The organism is Nocardioides sp., assembly GCF_036374615.1.
Lineage (GTDB): Bacteria > Actinomycetota > Actinomycetes > Propionibacteriales > Nocardioidaceae > Nocardioides.
This window is the reverse complement of record NZ_DASUTK010000107.1, coordinates 1-4,049: the sequence shown is the minus strand read 5'-3', so window position 1 is coordinate 4,049 and position 4,049 is coordinate 1. Positions and strand designations below refer to the sequence as shown.

The window sequence follows — 4,049 nt, the reverse complement described above, 5'->3', positions numbered from 1 at the left end:
GAACCAGTGGGCCGAGGCCGCCGCCCGCGCCGGCATCCCGCTCGACCCGACGTACAGCGCGGGCCAGGGGCGGACGTCACAGGACTTCGTCGGGATCGCCGTCACGTACGCCGGCGTGGCGGTCAACCCGCTCGCGCTGCGGATCCGCACCGAGCGCTTCAAGACCCTGGTGATCCTCGACGAGATCCACCACGCGGGCGACGCCCGGTCCTGGGGCGAAGGTGTCCGCGAGGCGTTCGAGCCGGCCGCCCGGCGGCTGGCGCTGACCGGAACGCCGTTCCGCTCCGACGTGAACCCGATCCCGTTCGTCACCTACGCGCCGGGCGACGACGGCATCCCGCGAAGCGTGGCCGACTTCACCTACGGCTACGCCCATGCGCTGGCCGACCACGTCGTGCGTCCGGTGCTGTTCATGGCCTACTCCGGCGAGATGCAGTGGCGCACCCGCGCTGGCGACGAGGTGTCCGCGCGACTCGGCGAGCCACTCAGCAAGGACCTCACCTCACAGGCACTGCGAACCGCGCTCGACCCGCAGGGGTCCTGGATCCCGTCGGTGCTCACAGCGGCCGATCGGCGGCTGTCGGAGGTGCGGCGCCACGTGCCGGACGCCGGGGGACTGGTGATCGCCACCGACCAGGACTCCGCTCGCGCGTACGCCGCGCTGCTGGCCAAGATCGCCGGCGAGAAGCCGACCGTGGTGCTGTCGGACGAGAAGGCCGCCTCGAAGCGGATCGCGGAGTTCAGCAACAACGACAAGCGCTGGATGGTCGCGGTCCGGATGGTGTCCGAGGGGGTCGACGTCCCACGGCTGGCGGTCGGCGTCTACGCGACCACCACCGCCACCCCGCTGTTCTTCGCGCAGGCCGTCGGACGCTTCGTCCGGGCGCGGACGCGCGGTGAGACCGCATCGGTGTTCCTGCCCTCGGCGCCGACCCTGCTCGGGTTTGCCGCTGAGCTCGAGGCGCAGCGCGACCACGCCCTCGGACGGGTGATCACCAACGAGGACGACATCTTCGCCGCCGAGCGCGACCTGTTGGCGGCGGCTGCCGCGGGGGAGACCGCCTCGGACGAGCTGGCGGTCCCCGGCTACCAGGCGCTCGGCTCCGAGGCGCGCTTCGACCACGTGCTGTACGACGGCGCCACCTTCGGCCACTCCGGCGACGTGCACGTCGGGTCCGAGGAGGAGATGGACTTCCTCGGCATCCCCGGCCTGCTCGAGCCCGACCAGGTCCGCGAGCTGCTGCACCACCGGCAGACCGAGCGTGCCCGCCGGCGACCGGCATCGGAGCCCGACACGGTGGAGCAGGTCTCCACCCACGAACAGCTGGCCGTGCTGCGCCGCGAGCTCAACGGGCTGGTGGCTGCGTGGCACCACCGGACCGGCCAGCCGCACGGCGCCACGCACGCAGCCCTGCGCAAGGACTGCGGAGGACCCGCCGCGGCGATCGCGAACGCCGACCAGCTGCGGTCGCGGATCAACCGGATCCGGGAGTGGGCCGCGAAGGGCCACGAGGCCCGCTGACCCGGCCCCGCCTGAACGGGGGAGCCCCCGCCGGCGCCGAGATCGCTACAGTCTCGCCATGGCTGCCGAGACGAGTCAGACCCTGGATCGCGGGATCCGGGTGCTGATGGCGCTCGCGGCCGCACCCCAGGGACTGACCGTGACCGCGCTCGCAGAGACCCTCGGGATCAACCGGACCGTGGTCTACCGGCTCGTGAGCACGCTGGAGCTGCATGCACTCGTTCGCCGCGACGGGCACGGCCGACTGCACGTCGGACTGGGCATCCTCCACGTCGCGACCGCGGTCCAGCCGGTGGTGCGCGACGTCGCGATCCCGGTGCTGCGACGGCTGGCCGAGCAGGTCGGCTGCACCGCCCACCTCACGGTCGCCGAAGGTGACGAGGCGCTCGCACTGGCTGTGATCGAGCCGTCCTGGACCGACCTCCACGTCAGCTACCGGGTCGGCGCGCGACACCCCCTCGACCGCGGTGCGGCCGGCAAGGCGATCCTGCTGCTGCGCGAGGCCTCCACGTCGCCGTACGCCGTCACGGCCGGCGAGCTCGAGGCAGGGGCCCGCGGCCTCGCGGCGCCGGTCCGCGGGGTCGAGGGGCTGGAGGCCAGCCTCGGGATCGTGACCCTGATGGCTCTCGACGAGCGTGAGCTCGGGCCGGTGGTGGTCGCGGCGGCCGACGAGCTCGCCGCACTGCTGCGCTGAGCCGCACTGAGCCGCACTGAGCCGGTCGCGTGAGCCTGAGCGTGCGCTATGGCGCACGCTGAGGCACACGCGACGTCAGGGGGTGACCGCGGCTCTCGCCAGGGGGAGTACCCGGTGCCGGATCTGGTCGGCGAGTGCGATCACGGTGGTCGATCGGTCGATGCCGGGGTCGGCCAGCACCTGGTCGATCACCCGCTGCAGGTCGGTGTTGGAGCGGGCGACCACCCGCGCCCACATGTCGCCGGTGCCGGTGATCGTGTAGGCCTCGAGGACCTCGGGGATCGCCGCGAGGTGGGCGGCGACCGTGTCGTGACCGGCCCCCTGACGGATCTCCAGGGTGAGGAACGCCGTCACCGGGAAGCCGAGCGCCTCCGGCGACAGGTTGGGTCCCCAGTCGGTGACGACGCCGGAGGCCACCAGCTTCTCGAGCCTGGCCTGCGCCGTGCCGCGGGCGACTCCGAGCCGCCGCGACGCCTCGAGCACGCCGATCCGGGGCTGCTGTGTGAAGAGTTCGAGCAATCTGACGTCGAGCACGTCCATGAGCGGCTCCAGAGTGGACAATCTGCGCAGGCTTTCGACGTACTGTTGCACAGATTGCCTCTACTGGGCAGGCTGACGCCATGACCACGTCCGAGAACTCGACGCTGACCGTACTCACGCACGAGGAGGAGCAGGCCGGACTGACCCTCGAGCAGCTCAAGCAGCTCGTGGGACTGGTGGAGTACGACGCTAGCAGCGACCCGTTCCCCGTGATCGCGATGGACTACATCGGGTTCGTCGTCGGGAACGCCACCCAGACCGCCAACTTCTACCAGCTCGCGTTCGGCATGGAGCTCGAGGCCTACCGCGGCCCCGAGAACGGTGTCCGCGACTCCAAGTCCTACGTGCTCCGCTCGGGCTCGGCACGGTTCGTGTTCACCGGCGGCGTCACGCCCGACAGCCCGGTCCTCGACCACCACCGCAAGCACGGCGACGGCGTCGTCGACCTCGCGCTCGAGGTGCCCGACGTCGACCGCTGCATCGAGCACGCCCGCGCGTGCGGCGCGACGATCCTCGAGGAGCCGCACGACGTGTCCGACGGGCACGGCACGGTGCGGACGGCCGCGATCGCGACGTACGGCGAGACCCGCCACACGCTCGTCGACCGCTCGCGGTACGACGGCCCGTACCTGCCCGGCTACGCCGCCGCCACGACCACGGTGACCCGCCGCGAGGGCCACCCCAAGCGGCTCTTCCAGGCGGTCGACCACTGCGTCGGCAACGTCGAGCTCGGTCGGATGGACGAGTGGGTCGAGTTCTACAACAAGGTGCTCGGGTTCACGAACATGGCCGAGTTCATCGGCGACGACATCGCCACCGACTACTCGGCGTTGATGTCGAAGGTGGTCGCCAGTGGCAACCACCGGGTGAAGTTCCCGCTCAACGAGCCGGCGATCGCCAAGAAGAAGTCGCAGATCGACGAGTACCTCGAGTTCTACGACGGCGCCGGCTGCCAGCACATCGCGCTCGCGACCAACGACATCCTGCGCACCGTCGACATCCTGCGCGAGCACGGCATCCAGTTCCTCGACACCCCCGACTCCTACTACGACGACCCCGAGCTCCGGGCGCGGATCGGGGAGGTGCGGGTTCCGATCGAGGAGCTGAAGAAGCGGCGGATCCTGGTCGACCGGGACGAGGACGGCTACCTGCTGCAGATCTTCACCAAGCCGATGGGGGACCGGCCGACGGTCTTCTACGAGTTCATCGAACGGCACGGGTCGCTCGGCTTCGGCAAGGGGAACTTCAAGGCGCTCTTCGAGGCGATCGAGCGCGAGCAGGAGCTCCGCGGGA

4 protein-coding genes are annotated in these 4,049 nt (G+C 71.0%); 3 read left to right on the top strand and 1 reads right to left on the bottom strand.

The annotated features are described in order from the left end of the window. Both VFZ39_RS08885 and VFZ39_RS08880 read left to right on the top strand, forming a co-directional pair. A partial coding sequence (locus VFZ39_RS08885; protein ID WP_330865377.1) for an ATP-dependent helicase occupies window positions 1-1,522 on the top strand: 1,522 nt, incomplete at its 5' end. 58 nt (window positions 1,523-1,580) lie between these two features. Next, window positions 1,581-2,216, top strand: coding sequence for an IclR family transcriptional regulator (locus VFZ39_RS08880; protein WP_330865376.1), 636 nt, complete (start codon window positions 1,581-1,583; stop codon window positions 2,214-2,216). Between the two features lie 75 nt (window positions 2,217-2,291). Here the strand turns inward: VFZ39_RS08880 and VFZ39_RS08875 are convergent, their stop codons facing one another. Beyond that, window positions 2,292-2,777, bottom strand: coding sequence for an Lrp/AsnC family transcriptional regulator (locus tag VFZ39_RS08875; RefSeq protein WP_330865374.1), 486 nt, complete (start codon window positions 2,775-2,777; stop codon window positions 2,292-2,294). Between the two features lie 59 nt (window positions 2,778-2,836). Between VFZ39_RS08875 and hppD the strand changes: the two genes are divergently transcribed. Next, the coding region (hppD, locus tag VFZ39_RS08870) for a 4-hydroxyphenylpyruvate dioxygenase (RefSeq protein ID WP_330865373.1) at window positions 2,837-4,049 on the top strand (1,213 nt) is incomplete at its 3' end.